The sequence below is a fragment of the Pseudothauera rhizosphaerae genome (assembly GCF_004801305.1).
GTDB lineage: Bacteria > Pseudomonadota > Gammaproteobacteria > Burkholderiales > Rhodocyclaceae > Pseudothauera > Pseudothauera rhizosphaerae.
This window is the reverse complement of record NZ_SSOD01000004.1, coordinates 338,153-354,585: the sequence shown is the minus strand read 5'-3', so window position 1 is coordinate 354,585 and position 16,433 is coordinate 338,153. Positions and strand designations below refer to the sequence as shown.

Annotated in this window: 14 protein-coding genes, 1 tRNA gene and 1 pseudogene; 9 read left to right on the top strand and 7 right to left on the bottom strand. The window is 70.0% G+C overall.

Annotated features, from left to right (window positions below):
• A pseudogene (locus E6O51_RS07320) lies at nucleotides 1–325 on the bottom strand (hypothetical protein); the annotation flags it as partial.
• A 2-nt stretch (nucleotides 326–327) separates the two neighbouring features.
• Complete coding sequence (gene phnD, locus E6O51_RS07315) at nucleotides 328–1,236, bottom strand: phosphate/phosphite/phosphonate ABC transporter substrate-binding protein (protein ID WP_136384308.1); 909 nt, start codon at nucleotides 1,234–1,236, stop codon at nucleotides 328–330.
• 325 nt (nucleotides 1,237–1,561) lie between these two features.
• On the opposite strand from phnD, the gene E6O51_RS07310 reads away from it, so the two are divergent.
• Genes E6O51_RS07310 through E6O51_RS07285 form a run of 6 tightly spaced genes read left to right on the top strand, consistent with a single transcriptional unit; the run spans nucleotide 1,562 to nucleotide 6,663 of the window.
• A complete protein-coding gene (locus tag E6O51_RS07310; protein ID WP_211091347.1) occupies nucleotides 1,562–2,623 on the top strand; it encodes an ABC transporter substrate-binding protein in 1,062 nt (353 codons plus the stop codon).
• Complete coding sequence (locus E6O51_RS07305) at nucleotides 2,614–3,324, top strand: GTP-binding protein (protein ID WP_136384307.1); 711 nt, start codon at nucleotides 2,614–2,616, stop codon at nucleotides 3,322–3,324. Before E6O51_RS07310 ends, E6O51_RS07305 begins: the two co-directional genes overlap by 10 nt.
• Nucleotides 3,321–4,331, top strand: coding sequence for an ATP-binding cassette domain-containing protein (locus tag E6O51_RS07300; protein ID WP_136384306.1), 1,011 nt, complete (start codon nucleotides 3,321–3,323; stop codon nucleotides 4,329–4,331). The genes E6O51_RS07305 and E6O51_RS07300 overlap by 4 nt, the downstream gene beginning before the upstream one ends.
• Nucleotides 4,319–4,897 carry a nitroreductase family protein gene (locus tag E6O51_RS07295; RefSeq protein ID WP_136384305.1) on the top strand — a complete coding sequence of 193 codons (579 nt, stop codon included), beginning with the start codon at nucleotides 4,319–4,321 and terminating at the stop codon, nucleotides 4,895–4,897. The genes E6O51_RS07300 and E6O51_RS07295 overlap by 13 nt, the downstream gene beginning before the upstream one ends.
• 19 nt (nucleotides 4,898–4,916) lie before the next feature.
• Nucleotides 4,917–6,083, top strand: a complete 1,167-nt coding sequence (locus tag E6O51_RS07290) for a glutamate-cysteine ligase family protein (protein WP_168735212.1) — start codon at nucleotides 4,917–4,919, stop codon at nucleotides 6,081–6,083.
• The gene (locus tag E6O51_RS07285) at nucleotides 6,073–6,663 is read left to right on the top strand and encodes a hypothetical protein (protein ID WP_136384303.1); all 591 of its coding nucleotides are present in this window, start codon (nucleotides 6,073–6,075) and stop codon (nucleotides 6,661–6,663) included. Before E6O51_RS07290 ends, E6O51_RS07285 begins: the two co-directional genes overlap by 11 nt.
• A gap of 32 nt (nucleotides 6,664–6,695) precedes the next feature.
• Here E6O51_RS07285 and E6O51_RS07280 read toward each other — a convergent pair whose 3' ends face one another.
• Nucleotides 6,696–8,492, bottom strand: a complete 1,797-nt coding sequence (locus E6O51_RS07280) for a methyl-accepting chemotaxis protein (protein ID WP_136384302.1) — start codon at nucleotides 8,490–8,492, stop codon at nucleotides 6,696–6,698.
• 268 nt (nucleotides 8,493–8,760) lie between these two features.
• Here E6O51_RS07280 and lysS point away from each other — a divergent pair, with 268 nt between their 5' ends.
• The 3 genes from lysS to mnmC are packed head-to-tail and all read left to right on the top strand — an operon-like array spanning nucleotide 8,761 to nucleotide 13,170.
• On the top strand, nucleotides 8,761–10,263 hold the full coding sequence (lysS, locus tag E6O51_RS07275) for a lysine--tRNA ligase (RefSeq protein WP_136384331.1): 1,503 nt from the start codon (nucleotides 8,761–8,763) through the stop codon (nucleotides 10,261–10,263).
• 41 nt (nucleotides 10,264–10,304) lie between these two features.
• Nucleotides 10,305–11,240, top strand: coding sequence for a DUF808 domain-containing protein (locus tag E6O51_RS07270; protein ID WP_136384301.1), 936 nt, complete (start codon nucleotides 10,305–10,307; stop codon nucleotides 11,238–11,240).
• Between the two features lie 7 nt (nucleotides 11,241–11,247).
• A complete protein-coding gene (mnmC, locus tag E6O51_RS07265) occupies nucleotides 11,248–13,170 on the top strand; it encodes a bifunctional tRNA (5-methylaminomethyl-2-thiouridine)(34)-methyltransferase MnmD/FAD-dependent 5-carboxymethylaminomethyl-2-thiouridine(34) oxidoreductase MnmC (RefSeq protein WP_136384300.1) in 1,923 nt (640 codons plus the stop codon).
• Nucleotides 13,171–13,294: 124 nt separating this feature from the next.
• Here mnmC and gltX read toward each other — a convergent pair whose 3' ends face one another.
• The 4 genes from gltX to E6O51_RS07245 all read right to left on the bottom strand — a co-directional run bounded on the left by gltX (nucleotide 13,295) and on the right by E6O51_RS07245 (nucleotide 16,352).
• Nucleotides 13,295–14,692, bottom strand: a complete 1,398-nt coding sequence (gltX, locus tag E6O51_RS07260; RefSeq protein WP_136384299.1) for a glutamate--tRNA ligase — start codon at nucleotides 14,690–14,692, stop codon at nucleotides 13,295–13,297.
• Nucleotides 14,693–14,766: 74 nt separating this feature from the next.
• On the bottom strand, nucleotides 14,767–15,297 hold the full coding sequence (locus E6O51_RS07255) for a CoA pyrophosphatase (RefSeq protein WP_230976724.1): 531 nt from the start codon (nucleotides 15,295–15,297) through the stop codon (nucleotides 14,767–14,769).
• A 202-nt stretch (nucleotides 15,298–15,499) separates the two neighbouring features.
• A complete protein-coding gene (locus E6O51_RS07250; RefSeq protein ID WP_136384329.1) occupies nucleotides 15,500–16,033 on the bottom strand; it encodes a GspH/FimT family pseudopilin in 534 nt (177 codons plus the stop codon).
• A gap of 244 nt (nucleotides 16,034–16,277) precedes the next feature.
• Nucleotides 16,278–16,352: transfer RNA gene (locus E6O51_RS07245), tRNA-Val, on the bottom strand.
• Nucleotides 16,353–16,433 lie beyond the last annotated feature (81 nt).

Sequence of the window (16,433 nt, the reverse complement as noted above, 5' to 3'; positions counted from 1 at the left end):
CGCGGCCGATGATGCCCTCGCCGGGGGCGTAGATGCCGCGGGCGGCCTCCTCCTCGGTGAGGCCGACGCTGCGGTGGATGAAGATGCGCCCGGAGTCGGGTTCATACAGGCTCACCATGCCGCGCACTACCTTCAGGTGGCGCTGCATGAGCTGCAGCAGGATGTCCAGGATCTCCGGCAGCTCCCCCGTCTCCGTCGCGATTCGGCTCATCTCGTGCAGCAGCGGGAGGAAATTCGTGCGGCACTCGCCGAAATCGAACTCGCAGTACTGGGCCGCCTCGCCCGGCGGGCGCCCGCCGGGCGGCTCGGAGGGAGGGCCGGCCACGTTCAGCACTCCAGCGGGCGCCGGCCGGCGGCCAGCGCCCGTACGTTGTGGGCGTAAGGCAGGATGGGCGCGGCGCTGTCGGGCTTCACCAGCGCCGCCGTGCCGCCCGCCGCCGGACGCAGGCGGGCCTGCAGGATGGCCTCCATCCAGCCGCGCATGCGGTCCACGTCCGCATCCACGGCGGGGATGAAGGACACCGCCCGGTACACGGCCAGCGCTTCGGGGTCGCGCAGGTCCACGAAGGCCTCCCGCACCGCGTCGCGCAGCGCCTCGGGCAAGCCGGCGCGGAAGGTCCACATGTATTCGGGAATCGGCGCGGACACGGCCAGCACCCGGATCGCGCCCGCCTCGATGCGCCCTTCGGCGAGCAGGCGCTCCAGCACCGTCAGGGACAGGGCGCCCGCCTCCGCGCTGCGCCGCGCCACCGCCTCGGCCACCGCGTCGTGGGTGCCCAGGTGGCGGCGGACGTAATCCCGGTCCTGGGTCAGGCCGGCTTCCAGCAGCATGTGGCGGGGCACCCAGGAGGCGGAGGTGGACACCAGGTCGCCCAGGGCGATCTCCACGCCGCGCAGATCGGCGATCGTCTCCGCCGTGCTGCCGGCGGGCACGATCAGCGCGGCGCGGAAGGTGGGGCCGGCCGCGCCCGCGTGGCAGGGCCGCACGCAGGGTTCGAGCGCCGCGGCGCGGCTCTGCAGCACGTAGGTCACCGGCCCCAGGTAGGCCAGATCCAGTTCGCCGCGCCGCAGCGCTTCGCCGGTGGCCACGTAGCTCCTGCCCACGACGAAGGAGATGCGCATGCCCAGCCGGCGTTCCAGGTAGGCGCGCACCGGCGCGTGCATGCGCTCGACCACCGTGCGCGATTCCCCCGGCAGCAGTCCGCAGCGCAGTGTTCGGGTGGTCTCACAGGCCATGGGTGTCGTTCCGCTAGGGGCTCCCGGCGGGAGCAGTCATACGGATGCCAGCAAACTCCGTTCCACCATGGCGATGCGCGCAAGACCGGCGCCGGACCGGGTCCCCGGCGTACGTGCACGCACGCCGTCGTACGTTTTCGAACACCTGCAGCCCCGCCATCGTCGTCATCCGACCCACCCGCCGGCCTGCCGCAACGGGCGGAACCGCACCGGCGGCGGGAGGCGGCGTCCTGCGCTCCCCTTGCCGGCCCCCGGGTTGGCCCGCGTCTTGCAGAACGGCCGACGGAGCCCGGCCCCCGCCGGCGCAAGCCAGGAGCGATGATCCGTGAGCGACCTCCTCTGTCCCCCCGCCCCGACCCGCACGCTGCCGCGCGCCGCGCCGGCCGCGCCCGTGGCCGACCTGCTCGGACGCATGCCGGTTCCGCTGCGCCGGCCGTTCAAGAGCGGGCTGGACCGCGCCCTCGCCCGCCATGCCGCCCACGGCGGCGGCATGCTGGACTGCCGGCTGGCGTCCGGCGGCCAGTGGGACCGCCCCTTCGACGACCTGGTCCGCCAGGCCCGCACGGGCGCCCTGGACGAGGTGCCGGCCATGCTGGTGACCACCTTCCACCACGACATCCTGCTGCCGGATCTGCTCGACCACTACCGGCCCGCCCCGCGCGGCCCGCAGCCCGAACTCCATCCCGCCTGTACCGCGGCCGGCCTGCCGGACCCGGAGGGCGTGTTCCGCGTCTTCGCGGTGGTGCCCTTCGTCTTCCTGATCGACGAGCGCCGCCTGCGCGGGCGCGCCGCGCCGCGCCGCTGGGAAGACCTGCTGGACCCGGCCTGGCGGGACGAGATCGTCTTCGGCGGCTGGCGGCCGGACGGGGAATCCGCCTACCAGGACTACAACGCCTACCTGCTGACGGCCCTGCACCGGGAGTTCGGCGACGCCGGCCTCACCGCCTTCGCCGCCAACGTGCGCCACCTGCAGCACAACGTGCGCACCGCGAGCCGGGCCGGCTCCAACAGCGCCGAGGTGGGCGCCGTCGCCATCCTGCCCTGGATGCAGGCCGAGCTGTGCCCCCGCCGCGACCGCACCCGCGTGCTGTGGCCCGAGGACGGCGCGCTGGCCATGCCCATCGCCGGGCTGGTGCGCCACGGCGCGGACGAGCGCGTGCGCCCGCTGATGGACTACCTGCTCGACGACGAACTGGGCGCGGTCCTGGCGCGCAACTGCTATCCGCCCGCCACGCCGCGCCTGGCCGGCCTGCCGCCCGGCGCGCGCTTCAAGTGGCCGGGCTGGGACTACGTGCGCGGCCACGACATGGCCGAACGCAGCCGCGCCGCCGCGGCCTGCTTCTTCGATGCGCTGTACGCGCGCACGGGCCTGCGGACATGCGCCTGATCACGGTCGCCGGCTCGCCCTCGGTGGGCAAGACCTCGGTCATCCTGCGCGCCGCCGAGATCCTGCACCGGGACGGGCTGGCGGTGGGCATCGCCAAGTTCGATTCCCTGTCCACCGGCGACGATGCGCTGTACGAGCAGCGCGGCTTCCCGGTGGTCACCGGACTGGCCGGCGCCCTGTGCCCGGACCACTACTTCGTCTCCAACATCGAGGACTGCCTGGCCTGGGGCCAGCGCCGCGGGCTGGACGTGCTGATCAGCGAGAGCGCCGGGCTGTGCAACCGCTGCTCGCCCCACATCGACGGCATCTACGCCCTGTGCGTGGTGGACGCCCTGGCCGGCGTGCACACCCCGCGCAAGATCGGCCCCATGCTGCGCTTGGCCGATCTGGTGGTGATCACCAAGGGCGACATCGTCTCCCAGGTGGAGCGCGAGGTCTTCGCCTACCAGGTGCGCCTGGCCAACCCCGGCGCCCGCGCGCTGTTCTGCAACGGCATCACCGGCCAGGGGGCGGACGAGGTCGCCCGCGCGCTGCGCAACGCCCCCGTCGTGCCCGAACTCGAAGGCCGCCACCTGCGCTTTCCCATGCCGGCGGCGGTGTGCCCCTACTGCGTGGGCGAGACCGCCATCGGCGAGACCCACCAGCGCGGCAACGTCAAGAAGATGCGCTTCCGCGACCTGGAGAGCGGGGTGAATCCATGAGCGGCGCGCTGGAACGGACCCCGCTGCACCTGCTGCTGGACCGCCACCCCTGCGTCGGCGACTTTCTCGGTGCCCTGGGCCTGGACGCGGGCGACGGGCAGCGCCCCCTGGGCGACTGGCTGCGGCACCTGCCCGACGAGGAACTGTTCGATGCCGGCATGGCGCGGGAGCAGATGCTGGCCCACATCCAGCGCCTGATCGGCGAGGTGGAGGACATGGCGCGGGCCTCGCGGCCCCTGCGCAGCCTGACCCTGCTCGGCGGGCGGGACAAGTCCGGCCAGGCCGAGAACGTGGAACTGGAAGTGCGCGCCGGCGAGGTGGTGTGCATCGTCGGCCCCACCGGCTCGGGCAAGAGCCGCCTGCTGGCCGACATCGAATGCCTGGCCCAGGGCGACACCCCCACCGGGCGGCGCATCCTGCTCGACGGCCAGCCCCCCGGCGACGAGCGGCGCTACGCCCCCGACCGCAAGCTGGTCGCCCAGTTGTCGCAGAACATGAACTTCGTCGTGGACCTCTCCGTGCGGGACTTCATCACCCTGCACGCCCGTTGCCGCATGGTCGCCGACGTGGAGGGCATGGCCGAGCAGGTGATCGCCTGCGCCAACGGCCTGACCGGGGAGAAGTTCAGCCCCGAGGTCTCGGTCACCCAGCTCTCCGGCGGGCAGACCCGCGCGCTGATGATCGCCGATGCCGCGCTGCTGTCCGCCTCGCCGGTGGTGCTGATCGACGAGATCGAGAACGCCGGCGTGGACCGCAAGCGCGCCCTCCGGCTGCTCTCCGGCGGCGACAAGATCGTGCTGATCTCCACCCACGACCCCCTGCTCGCCCTGCGCGGCGACCGGCGGCTGGTCATCCGCAACGGCGGCATCGCCGAGGTCATCACCACCGGCGACGGCGAGCGCGACAACCTGGAGCGCCTGGAAACCCTGGATGGGCTGCTGATGGACGTGCGCGACCGCCTGCGCCGCGGCCTGCGCATCGAGGACAGACTGGAATGGCCCCACTGACCCCGCCCGCCGGATTGCGCCTGCTGCTGGAACGGCGCTCCCACCACCACCTGGGCGCCCCCGCCCCCGACGACGCAGCGCTGGAACTGATGCTGCGCGCGGCCCTGCGCGTGCCCGACTTCGGCCACCTGCGCCCCTACCGCTTCCTGGCTGCCCGCGGCGAAGGGCTGGACCGCCTGGGCGAAGCCATGCGCCGCGCCGCCCTGGCGGCGGGACAGCCCGAGAAGCGCATCGCCCGCGCACCGCGCATGCCCCACCGCGCGCCGCTGGTGCTGGTGGTCGTGGCCTCGCCCCGGGCCAGCGCCACGGTGCCCCTGTTCGACCAGCAACTGTGCGCCGGCTGCACCGTGCTCACGCTGCAGCTCGCCGCCCGCGCGCTCGGCTACGGCGGCATCTGGCGCTCCGGCTGGTGGATGTACGATCGGGGCTTCCACCGGGAACTCGGGCTGGCCGAAGAAGAACAGATCGTCGGCTTCCTCTACCTGGGCACGCCCGTCGAAGGCGCGGACGAGCCCGGGAACGGCGAGCCGGAACGGGTGGGCGATGTACGCTTCGAATGGCTCTGAGGATTTGGTCTCTTCCACCATGCTGCGCTTCGGCATCGAGTTCGAATACCTGCTGATCGACACCGCCGGCCCCCATGCCGGCCGGGTGCGGGACTTCTCCAATCTCCCCTTCGCCGAAATCGCCGCCATCACCGCCGAGCGTCCCGGCCTGGACGACCCCCGCTTGGCCACCGGCGACCTGGGCATCAAGCGCGGCTACTGGTATCTGGAGGGCGACGAGCGCTTCGACGCCGAGGGCCGCTTCCGCACCCTGGAGGTCAAGGGCGTGGAGATCCGCACCCCGCCCCTGGCCGCCATCGGCGATGCGCTGGACCACCTGCTCGCCACCGAGGCGGCCCTGGCCGCACAGCTCGACCAGCACGGCCTGGGGCTGGCCGTCGCCGCGTTCAACCCGCAGCGCACGCACTACGCCTTCGATCCGCCGCTCACCGAGTGGGAGCGCGACCTGCGCGCGCGCCACCCCGCCTACGACGGCTCCCACGTGTCCACGCTGAGCTACGGCCCGGACCTGAACCTGTCCTTTCCCGGCTGGGACACCGCCCGCACGCTCGCCGCCGTGCGCCGGCTCAACCACTACGCGCCCTACCTGGTACCCTTCAGCTTCAGCAGCCCTTTCCACGCCGGCCAGCCGTGGGACGGCTGGTCCTGGCGCAGCCACGAACGGGCGGCGCTGCGCCCGGCGGTCAAGCTCTTCCTCGGCGCCGGCGAATTCGAGGCCTGGCAGCCGCGCTCGGCCCTGATCCATCCCGTTCGCATACCCGCCGAAGCCGGGCGCATCGAATTCAAGGCCTTCGACGCCCTGCCCGGCGCCGACCTGCTGGAGGCCTGCGGGCATCTGCTCGCCGGCGTGTGCCTGGCCGAAGACCTGCCCGGCGCCGACGAGCACACCGACGTCGCGCTCTACCGCCGTTTCGCCCGTACCGGCTTTGCCGATCCCGCGCTGTACCGGACGACGCGGCACGTGCTCGACCGGGCCGGCGCCGCGCTCGCGCGTCACGGCCTGGGTGCCGCCGACGCGCTCGCGCCGCTGCACCGCCTGCTCGACGCCGGCCGCACCCCGGCCCACGACCTGCTCGACGCCTACCGGCGCGGCGGGCCCATGTACCGCCCCGGCGGACTCGGCCGCGCCGCCGGCCCCGATCTCCCCCACCGCATGCAACAAGGAAGCGAGACCCATGCACGATAGCCCCGATCCGCAGCAGCCACGGCACGGCGCGCGCATCCACACCCTGGAGCCCTACCACTTCGCCAACAACCTGCCGCCCGAGGTGCGCACGCGCCTGCGGGAGATCTTCGCCCACTGGGCCGAGGGCGAGAAGGCGGAAAGCCTGGTGCGCGAGATCATCGACGGCGCGCCGGACTCCCTGGGCGTGCGCATCGTCGCCTACCGCTTCTATTTCTACCGCCGCCGCTCCAGCGAAGCCGCGCACTGGGCGCTGTCCTGCCTGGCGTGGCTGTCGGAACGGCTGGGCCTGCCCGGGGACTGGCGCGCGGTGACCGCCGACATGGCCGACTTCAGCCGCTGGCACGCCTTTCCCCGCCTGTGGCTGCAGTCCCTGACCGCCTATGCCTACAACCAGGCCCGCCTGGGGAACGAAGCGGAAGCCCTGGCCGCGCTGGCCAAGGTGGAGAGCCTGGACCCGGAAGGCAAGCTCGGTGCCGCCCGCCTGCGCCAGGTATTCAGCGGCCCGCGCGGCGACGCGGGCATGGTGTTCGCCAAGGAATACGAGAACTGGCGCTTTCCGGCCCAGGCCGGAACCCACTGAAGCCGTCCGCCGGCCGGGCCGGCGGGCGGTTCTCAGCTGCCGACCAGCGCATCCACCGCGACGCCGATGCGCACGTTGCCCCAGTGGCGTCCGCCCACGTGGATGGGCAGGGCGATGTCGCACAGGATTTCGCCGGTGTCGCGCATGAAGGTCTGCAGCAGCATGGGCTCGGCGTTGCGCGCGGCACGCAGTTCGGTGGGACCTTCGAACTTGCGGCAGGTGCGGTTGCCCACCAGGTCGGTGGCGTAGTCGCCGGTGAGCGGCTTGGAGAACTTGGTGTTGTGGGCCGACAGATAGCTGTCGGCATTGACCGCCACGGCGTAGATCGAGCCCTTCACCGAGGCGACGAAGTCGTCCATCAGCCGCTGACAGCGGCGGCCGTATTCCTCGCCCCAGGACACCTTGAACTTCGGCGGATTGGTGTTGGGAATCGGCTGGTAGTGGCGGTCGAACACGTCCACCCGGGCGGCGGCCATCTCTTCGAACTGCTTCTGGACCGCGTTGCGGAAGGCGTAGGCCTCGTTCACCACGTGGTCGAAGGCGCCCTTGCCGATGCGGAAGCGGGACACCAGCTCCTGCACCGCCTCGGTGGCGCGGGACAGCTCCAGCGTGCGCTGCTCGGACTCTTCCATGTCCTTCGCGACCGAGGTGGAGAGTTCGTGGATGACGCTCACGTTCTCGTGCACCTGGCTGTTGGTGGCGGTGAGTTCCTCCATGGCCGCGGCGATCTGCAGCAACTGCTCGCCGGTGCACTCGAATTCGCCCACCATGTGCTCGAACTGAGCGGCCGAACGCCCCACCACCTGCCGGGTCTGCAGCACGTCGGCGTTGATGACCTCGTTCTCGGCGCGGGTGCTGGACACCAGCGAGATCATGCCGCCGATGTTGCCGTGGATTTCCTCGGTGGCCTTGTTGACCCGCTCGGCGAGCTTGCGCACCTCGTCGGCCACCACCGCGAAGCCGCGCCCGGCCTCGCCGGCCCGGGCCGCCTCGATGGCCGCGTTCAGCGCCAGCAGGTTGGTCTGGTCGGCGATCTCGCGGATCAGCGAGGCGATCTGCTTGACGCTCTCCGAGCGATGGGAGAGCTCATCCACCGTGTGGTTGAACTGCACCACCTTGTCGCTCACCGCGTTGATCTTGCCGGCGATGTCCTGCATCTCCAGCAGCGACTCGCGGGCGATGTCCAGGTTGGCGTTGGTGGACGCGGAGATGTTCTGGGTGCTGGTGGATACCTCCTCGATGGCCTTGGTCGATTCGGTGCTGGCGGTAAACACCACCTCGGTCATGCGCCCCTGCTCGCGCGCGTCGCGGGCGGAGCTGTCCACCTTGTTCTTCACCTGCACCGCCTCGCGCGCGATGCTCACGCTCATGGTGCGCACCTCGCTGATGATCTGCCGCATCTTGTCGGCGAAACGGTTGTAGCTCTGCGCCAGCTCGCGCAGTTCGTCGTGGGTGGTCATGGGCAGGTCGCGGGAGAAGTCCCCCTCGCCGCGGGCGATCTCGTTGAAGATGCGGGTGATCACCTTGACCGGACGCACGATCAGGTGGCGGATGTAGAGAATCTGGCCGACGTTGATCAGCAGCGCCAGCACGGTCAGGGAAAGCATGGCGTAGAGGCCGGTGTCGAGCGCGGAGGAGATCCCCGCCACGGTCTGCGCTTCCACCTTGCCGGCCGCCAGCAGGCTGGTCACCTCGCCTTTCTGGTGTACATAGATGCCGAGATAGAAGAGATCGATGAAGAAGAGCAGCAGGAAGCTGCACAGCTTCTTGGTCAGCGAATTCCAGAACGTCTTCTCCACAGCCTCGTAGAGTTGCGCGAACGTGCCCATCGAAATCCCCCTCTCTCGAATGTAGTTATGTCGTCATCTGTAACGGAATCGTGAGGGCGGACTTTAGCTCACCCCCACAGGGTTCATCCACACTGCACGCCTCGAATCGGGCAGTGGGCACAGGCATGCGAGGCACACCGATTTGCCCGGATGATGCCCGCCTGCGACAATTACGGCCTTGATTCCGGCAAAGTTCCTCCGTGCGGCGCCGATATGCCCGATGGACGGAACGCGGAAGACCGAATTGACCAGCAAACCAGACCAGACCATGCCCGAGCAGAACAACACCGCCCTTCCCCAGGACGAGAACCACATCATCGCCGAGCGGCGCGAAAAGCTCGCCCAGTGGCGCGCCGGCGGCCGCGCCTACCCCAACGACTTCTCGCGCGAGAACACCGCGGGCAAGCTCGACGAGTTGTACGGCGACAAGGAAGGCGAAGCGCTCGAAGCCAGCCCGGTGGAGGTCAGGGTCGCCGGCCGGATCATGCTCAAGCGCGTGATGGGCAAGGCGAGCTTCGTCACCATCCAGGACCTTTCCGGCCGCATCCAGCTCTACGTGAAGCGCGACGAGGTGGGCGAAGACGTCTATGCCGATTTCAAGCACTGGGACATCGGCGACATCGTCGGCTGCGTGGGCACGCTGTTCAAGACCAAGACCGGCGAACTCACCGTACAGGCGAGCGAAATCCGCCTGCTCACCAAGAGCCTGCGCCCGCTGCCGGACAAGTTCCACGGCCTCACCGACGTGGAGCAGAAGTACCGCCAGCGCTACGTGGACCTGATCATGAGCGAGGAAACCCGCTTCACCTTCGTGGCCCGCAGCCGCATGGTGCAGTCCATCCGCAACTACATGATCGGCCACGGCTTCCTGGAAGTGGAAACGCCGATGATGCACCCCATCCCCGGCGGCGCCGCGGCCAAGCCCTTCGTCACCCACCACAACGCGCTGGATATGGATCTGTTCCTGCGCATCGCGCCGGAGCTCTACCTGAAGCGCCTGGTGGTGGGCGGCCTGGAGAAGGTGTTCGAGGTCAACCGCAACTTCCGCAACGAAGGCCTCTCCCCGCGCCACAACCCCGAATTCACGATGATGGAGTTCTACGAGGCGTACGCGAACTACCAGACGCTGATGGACTTCACCGAAGGGCTGATCCGCCACTCCGCCCGTGAGGCGCTGGGCACCGAATCCTTTGTTTACCAGGGCCGCGAACTGGACCTCTCCAAGCCCTTCCACCGCCTGACCATCGTGGACGCCATCCGCAAGTACCACCCCGGCTTCACGCTGGAGCAACTGGCGGACGCCGAGTGGCTCAAGCAGAAGATCGTCGACTTCGGCGAGAAGGTAAAGCCGGGCGGCCTGGGCAGCCTGCAACTGCAGCTCTTCGAAGCCTGCGCCGAAGCCGAGCTGTGGGAGCCGACCTTCATCATCGACTATCCGGTGGAAGTCTCCCCACTGGCCCGCGCCTCGGACACGGACCCGGACATCACCGAGCGCTTCGAGCTCTTCATCGTCGGCCGCGAGATCGCCAACGGCTTCTCCGAGCTCAACGACCCGGAAGACCAGGCCGCCCGCTTCCAGGCGCAGGCCCAGGCCAAGGAAGCCGGCGACGAGGAAGCCATGTACTACGATGCGGACTACATCCGTGCGCTGGAATACGGCCTGCCGCCCACGGGCGGCTGCGGCATCGGCATCGACCGCCTGGTCATGCTGCTCACCGACAGCCCGTCCATCCGCGACGTGATCCTGTTCCCGCACATGCGGCCGGAGTGATCCACCCGCCCCCTCCCCTTCAGCCCTGACCGGAGACCTCCATGGCCGGCGCCAGCCTGCTCCTCCTGCTCGACGACATCGCCGCCGTGCTGGACGACGTCTCCGTCATGACCAAGGTCGCCGCCAAGAAGACCGCCGGCGTGCTGGGCGACGACCTCGCCCTGAACGCCCAGCAGGTCGCCGGCGTGCGCGCTGATCGCGAACTGCCGGTGGTGTGGGCGGTGGCGAAGGGTTCGCTGGTCAACAAGGCCATCCTGGTGCCGGCGGCAATCCTCATCAGCATCCTGGCCCCGTGGGCCATCGCGCCGTTGCTGATGCTGGGCGGCGGCTTCCTGTGCTACGAAGGCTTCGAGAAGATCGCCCACCGCTTCCTCCACCGGGCCACCGGCGAAGCGGTCGAGGACGAGGTGCACCAGCGCGAGGTGCTCCAGGCGCTGGCCGACCCCCATGTGGATTTGAAGGCGCTGGAAAAGGAGAAGATCCGCGGCGCCATCCGCACCGACTTCATCCTCTCCGCGGAGATCATCGTCATCGCCCTGGGCGTGGTCGGCGGCATGGCCCTGCTCACCCAGGTGTCCGTGCTCGCCACCATCGCGGTGACGATGACCATCGGCGTGTATGGTCTGGTCGCCATCATCGTCAAGCTCGACGACCTGGGCCTGCTCCTCAGCCGTCAGTCCGGCCCCCTGCAGCGCGGCCTGGGCGCGGCCATCCTCGCCGCGGCGCCGTGGCTGATGCGCGGCCTGTCCGTGGCCGGCACGGTGGCCATGTTCCTCGTCGGCGGCGGCATCCTCAGCCACGGCCTGCCGCCGGTGCACCACGCCATCGAAGCCGTAACGGAAGGCATGACCGGCATCACCGGCGCCCTGCTGCCGGTGGCACTGCAGGGCCTGCTCGGCATCGTCGCCGGCGCCGTGATCCTGGCGGTGGTGAGCCTCGCCCTGCGGCTCTTCCGGAGCAGGCAGGCGGCACACTAGATTCTCCATGCCCATCGTCCCTGCCCCGCTCGAACTCGCACCCGACGGCACGCCGCGCAGCAGCGCCTTCGACGACGTCTATCACTCCACCGCCGGCGGACTCGGCCAGGCGCAGCACGTGTTCCTCGCCGGCAACGGCCTGCCGGAGCGCTGGCAAGGGCGGGAGACCTTCGTCGTCCTGGAGACCGGCTTCGGCCTCGGCCTGAACCTGCTCGCCACCTGGGCAACCTGGCGCGCCGACCCGCAGCGCTGCACGCGCCTGCACTTCGTCTCCTGCGAACTGCATCCCTTCCGCCCCGCCGACCTGGCCGCGCTGCACGCCCCGCTCATTGCCCAGGCACCCGACCTCGCCCCGCTGGCCGCCGAACTGCAGGCCAGGTGGCCCACGCTCACGCCGGGGCTGCACCGCATCGATCTGGACGGCGGCCGGGTGGTGCTGACGCTTTTCCTCGGCGACGCGGCCGAGGGCCTCGCCAACCTGCGGGCCAGCGCGGACGCCTTCTACCTGGACGGCTTCTCGCCGGCCAAGAACCCTCAGCTCTGGTCGACGCGCATCTTCCATCTGCTGGCGCGGCTAGCAGCCCCCGGCGCCACGCTGGCGACCTGGTCCGTGGCCGGCGAGGTGCGCGAAGGCCTGCGCCGCGCCGGCTTCGAGACCGAGAAGGCCCCCGGCTTCGGCGGCAAGCGCCAGATGCTGCGCGGCCGCTACCGCGGCCCCGGCAAGGCCGCCGCCGGCAGCACGACGCGTCACGCCCTGGTGCTGGGTGCGGGGGCGGCCGGCAGCAGCGTGGCCGAACGCCTGGCCGCACGCGGCTGGACGGTGGACGTCATCGACGCCGCCGAAGGCCCCGGCGCCGGCGCCTCCGGCAACCATGCCGGCGTGCTGCGCCCCCTGCCCAGCCTGGACGACAACCGCCTCGGCCGCCTGACCCGGGCCGGCACGCTGTACGCCCTGCGCCACCTCTCCCATCTGGCCGAACTCGGCCAGGCGGTGCGTCACGACACCTGCGGCGTGCTGCACCTGGCGCGCGACGGGGAACAGGAGGAGAAACAGCGAGCGGTGGTCGAGCGCCACCAGCCGCCCGCCGAACACCTGCGCTACGTGAACCGGGAGGAAGCCGGCCGCATCGCCGGCTGGCCGCTGCCCGCCGGCGGCTGGTGGTTCCCCACCAGCGGCTGGGTGCAGCCGCCCAGCCTGTGCCGGGCGAATCTCGCCGCCCACCCGGAGCGCACCCGCTGCCACTTCGGCCGCACCGTGGCCCGCATCGAGCGGCAGGACGGCGAATGGGTGGCGCTGGACGAGGACGAAACGGTCATCGCCCGCGCCCCGCAGCTCATCCTCGCCAACGGCGTCGGCATCCGCCGCCTGCCCCAGGCAGCGGCCCTGCCGGTGATCAGCGCCCGCGGCCAGGTGTCCCTGCTCGCCGCAGAGGACGGTTCCCCGCCCCGCGTGGTGGTGTGCCGCCAGGGCTACGTGACGCCGGCAGTGGACGGCCGGCGCTGCGCCGGCGCGAGCTTCGGCGTGGGCGACGAGGACCCCGCCGTTCGCCGCGCCGACCACCTGCAGAACCTGCGCAAGCTGGAGAACATCCTGCCCGGCTACACGGAAGCCCTGGACGCGGACGCGCTCGGCGGGCGCACGGGCTTCCGCCCCGCGTCACCCGACCGCCTGCCCATGGTGGGAGCCCTGCCCGCGGTGACCTCGTTGGAGGCGCGCTGCAAGCTGGAAGACATCCCGCGCCACGAGGGGCTGTGGGCGATTTCCGGCTTCGGCTCGCGGGGACTGGTGTTCGCCGCGCTGATGGGCGAACTCCTCGCCAGCCGGCTGGCCGGCGAACCGCTGCCGGTGGAACTCGACATGTGGGACGCGCTGGACCCGGCGCGCTTCCTGCTGCGCCCGGCACGCGCGCCCCGCAGCGAAGACCATTAACCCGGCAACCGTTTAGGCAACACCGTTCGCCCTGAGCTTGTCGAAGAAGGGCATTGGCCCAAAGCGGGCTTCGACAGGCTCAACCCGAACGGTATTTGATTGCCGGGCTAATGAGCGACCCCGCTCAGAGATAGCGGTCGAGGCGGTGCAGCACCGCTTCACGCCCCAGCACTTCCACCACCGCGTCGATGGACGGCGTCTGCGGCACGCCCAGGAGCGCCACGCGCAGCGGAATGGCGACCTGGGGCATCTTCAGGCCATGTTCGGCCATGGTGTCCTTGATGGCCTGGTTGATCGCCGCCTTGTCCCAGGCCACTTCGGCCAGCCGCCCGCGCAGGCTTGCCAGCGCAGCCTTGGCGGCGTCGGTCAGATGCTGGGCCAGCACCTCGGGCGCGGGATGCACCTCGGCCACGAACAGTTCCACCGCGTCGGCCAGTTCATTGAGGTTGCCCACGCGCTCCTTGTACAGCGCCACCACGGCTTCCAGCGCCGGGCCGGCCTCCGGATTCACGCCCCGGCGCGCCAGCCGGTTCGCCACTTCGGCGGCGAGCCGTGCGTTGTCCGCCTGCTTGAGGTAGTGGGCGTTGAGCCAATTGAGCTTTTCGGTGTTGAACTGGGCGGCCGAGGGTGTGATGTGGTCCAGGTCGAACCACTCGACGAACTGCTCGCGGCTGAATATCTCGTCGTCGCCGTGGCTCCAGCCCAGGCGCGCGAGGTAGTTCACGACCGCCTCCGCCAGGTAGCCATCCTCGTCGTACTGCATCACGCTGACCGCGCCGTGGCGCTTGGACAGCTTGGTACCGTCGTCCCCCAGGATCATGGACAGGTGGGCGTACTGGGGCACCTCGGCGCCCAGCGCCCGCAGCACGTTGATCTGGCGCGGGGTGTTGTTCACGTGGTCGTCGCCGCGGATGACATGGGTGATGCCCATGTCCCAGTCGTCCACCACCACGCAGAAGTTGTAGGTGGGCGTGCCATCGGCGCGGGCGATGATGAAGTCGTCCAGTTCGGCGTTGGCGATCTCGATGCGGCCCTTGACCTGGTCGTCCCAGGCCACGACGCCTTCGATCGGGTTGCAGAAGCGCACCACCGGCTGCACGCCGGCCGGTGGCACCGGCAACGTCTTGCCCGGCTCGGGGCGCCAGCGGCCGTCGTAGCGCGGCTTTTCCTTGCGCGCTTCCTGTTCGGCGCGCAGGGCGTCGAGTTCTTCCCTGGACGTGTAGCAATGGTAGGCGGTGCCGGCGGCCAGCATCTGCCGGATCACCTCCTTGTAGCGATCCATGCGCTGCATCTGGTAGAACGGCCCCTCGTCCGCCTCCAGGCCCAGCCACTGCATGCCGTCCAGAATGGCCTGCACCGCCTCGGGCGTGGAACGCGCGACGTCGGTGTCCTCGATGCGCAGGATGAACCTGCCGCCGTGGCGGCGGGCATAGGCCCAGGCGAACAGCGCGGTGCGCGCGCCGCCGATGTGCAGGAAGCCGGTGGGGCTGGGGGCAAAACGGGTACGAACGGTGGAGGCCATCTGCAAACGCCGGAAGCGGGGCAAAGGCGCGATTTTACGCCACCCGCCCGCCGCGGGCATAGCCGGAAAACCGTTCAGCCTATGCGGGCGAAACCGACGAAGCTGCTCATCTGCACCAGGATGCCGGCCGTGGCCCCCCAGATGAAGTAGTCGTGGTAAGGAATGGCGTAGTACTCGCGCATGCGTCCCTGGTATTCGACACGATGGCGCTCGCGGTTGGCCGGATCGAGCAGGAAGCGGAGCGGTACCTCGAACGCCTCGGCGACTTCGAAGTCGTCCAGCACGAGTTCGAAGGGCGGATGCACCAGCCCGACCACCGGGGTGACGCGAAAACCGGTGCCGGTGTGGTATTCGGCCAGTTCGCCGAGCAGTTCGACGCGCTGCGGATCGAGGCCGATCTCCTCTTCCGTCTCGCGCAGCGCGGTCATGACCGCCGAGGTATCGGAATCCTCCACGCGCCCGCCGGGAAAGCTGATCTGCCCCGGATGATGGTGCAGATGGTCGGTGCGCCGGGTGAGCAGCACCGACAGGTCGTCCGCGCGGTCGACCACGGGCACCAGCACCGCCGCCGGCCTCAGCGGCGTGCCCGCCTCCGCCTCCCGCACCGGGGCGTCGTCGCCACCCGCGGTGAAGCACTCGCGCAGCCACGCAGCGGAAAGAAGGCGGGGCGAATCCGAAAGCGTATCTGTCGTCACGATGCCTGAAAGCCGGGGAATCGGGCCGCACGCGGTACGCGGCAAGCCGTGCGCACCACTCTAGGGAGAGCAGCCCGGCCGGTCAACGTGCACTGCAACACCCGGTCGAGGATCAGTCGTCGCAGACCACGCCGGCGACGACGCGCGGCCGGCCGCTGGCACTGATGACGATCTGGCGTCCGCGGCCGCCGTGGCAGATGGTAAACCGGCCCATCTGCAGCGCACCGCTCGTCGTGCGGGTCATCCCGGTGGGCACGTAAGACACGTAGTTGCGCACCGGATCGTTGCCCGTGATGCGCAGTCGCCCGCTGCGCGCACCGCTTACCGCGACGATCGTCTCGCCCGCATCGCGCCGGCCGTTGTCGTTGCCATCCTCGAAGAGCATCCATCCCGCATGCCAGTCCACCCCGGTCGCGCACCACTCGCCGTCGGCGCTGGTACAAAGCGTGGCCCGGCGGCCGCGCCTGATGGCTTCGGAGCGGGCATGAAAGAGCGCCGTGAAAATCTCGTTGCTCGTGCTCGTCAGACGGGTGTCTCGCATCAGACCCTGCCAGGACGGCACGCCGATGGCGGCGATCACCGCGAGCACCGCCAAGGCGACAAGCAGTTCGATGAGGCTGAATCCCGCCGGTCCAGCCCTCCGCATCGCGATCGATCCATTTCGCATTTCCGAACCGGCTATCGAGACATGACGAAAGAATCATATTCCCGCCAACTGAAAATGACAACGTTGTTTTGACGGCGCAGCCGTGGGCAACGGGAGAACGCCCGGTCGAGAACGTGAACGGCAAACGCCCGCACGTGCATCGCACCAGCGGTGAAAGCGTCGATCGGAAAAACGGGAAAAGGTACTGCGGGAAGGAAATCTTCGCCTATGGGAACCCATGGGATGGTGGGCGGTACTGGGATCGAACCAGTGACCCCTGCCGTGTGAAGGCAGTGCTCTACCGCTGAGCTAACCGCCCGTCGGCGAAGAAGCGCGCATTCTAGAGAAGCACGCTGCGAGCGTCAAGCTCGAAGTCGCACCGCTCAACGCCAAGACGGCC

What these genes read in the sequence shown, in the direction of transcription:
- E6O51_RS07300 (WP_136384306.1), top strand. Translation starts at nt 3,321, where the DNA reads ATGAGCGGCGCGCTGGAACGGACCCCGCTGCACCTGCTGCTGGACCGC.
- phnD (WP_136384308.1), bottom strand. Translation starts at nt 1,236, where the DNA reads ATGGCCTGTGAGACCACCCGAACACTGCGCTGCGGACTGCTGCCGGGG.
- E6O51_RS07305 (WP_136384307.1), top strand. Translation starts at nt 2,614, where the DNA reads ATGCGCCTGATCACGGTCGCCGGCTCGCCCTCGGTGGGCAAGACCTCG.
- E6O51_RS07290 (WP_168735212.1), top strand. Translation starts at nt 4,917, where the DNA reads ATGCTGCGCTTCGGCATCGAGTTCGAATACCTGCTGATCGACACCGCC.
- E6O51_RS07280 (WP_136384302.1), bottom strand. Translation starts at nt 8,492, where the DNA reads ATGGGCACGTTCGCGCAACTCTACGAGGCTGTGGAGAAGACGTTCTGG.
- mnmC (WP_136384300.1), top strand. Translation starts at nt 11,248, where the DNA reads ATGCCCATCGTCCCTGCCCCGCTCGAACTCGCACCCGACGGCACGCCG.
- lysS (WP_136384331.1), top strand. Translation starts at nt 8,761, where the DNA reads ATGCCCGAGCAGAACAACACCGCCCTTCCCCAGGACGAGAACCACATC.
- gltX (WP_136384299.1), bottom strand. Translation starts at nt 14,692, where the DNA reads ATGGCCTCCACCGTTCGTACCCGTTTTGCCCCCAGCCCCACCGGCTTC.
- E6O51_RS07250 (WP_136384329.1), bottom strand. Translation starts at nt 16,033, where the DNA reads ATGCGGAGGGCTGGACCGGCGGGATTCAGCCTCATCGAACTGCTTGTC.
- E6O51_RS07295 (WP_136384305.1), top strand. Translation starts at nt 4,319, where the DNA reads ATGGCCCCACTGACCCCGCCCGCCGGATTGCGCCTGCTGCTGGAACGG.
- E6O51_RS07270 (WP_136384301.1), top strand. Translation starts at nt 10,305, where the DNA reads ATGGCCGGCGCCAGCCTGCTCCTCCTGCTCGACGACATCGCCGCCGTG.
- E6O51_RS07285 (WP_136384303.1), top strand. Translation starts at nt 6,073, where the DNA reads ATGCACGATAGCCCCGATCCGCAGCAGCCACGGCACGGCGCGCGCATC.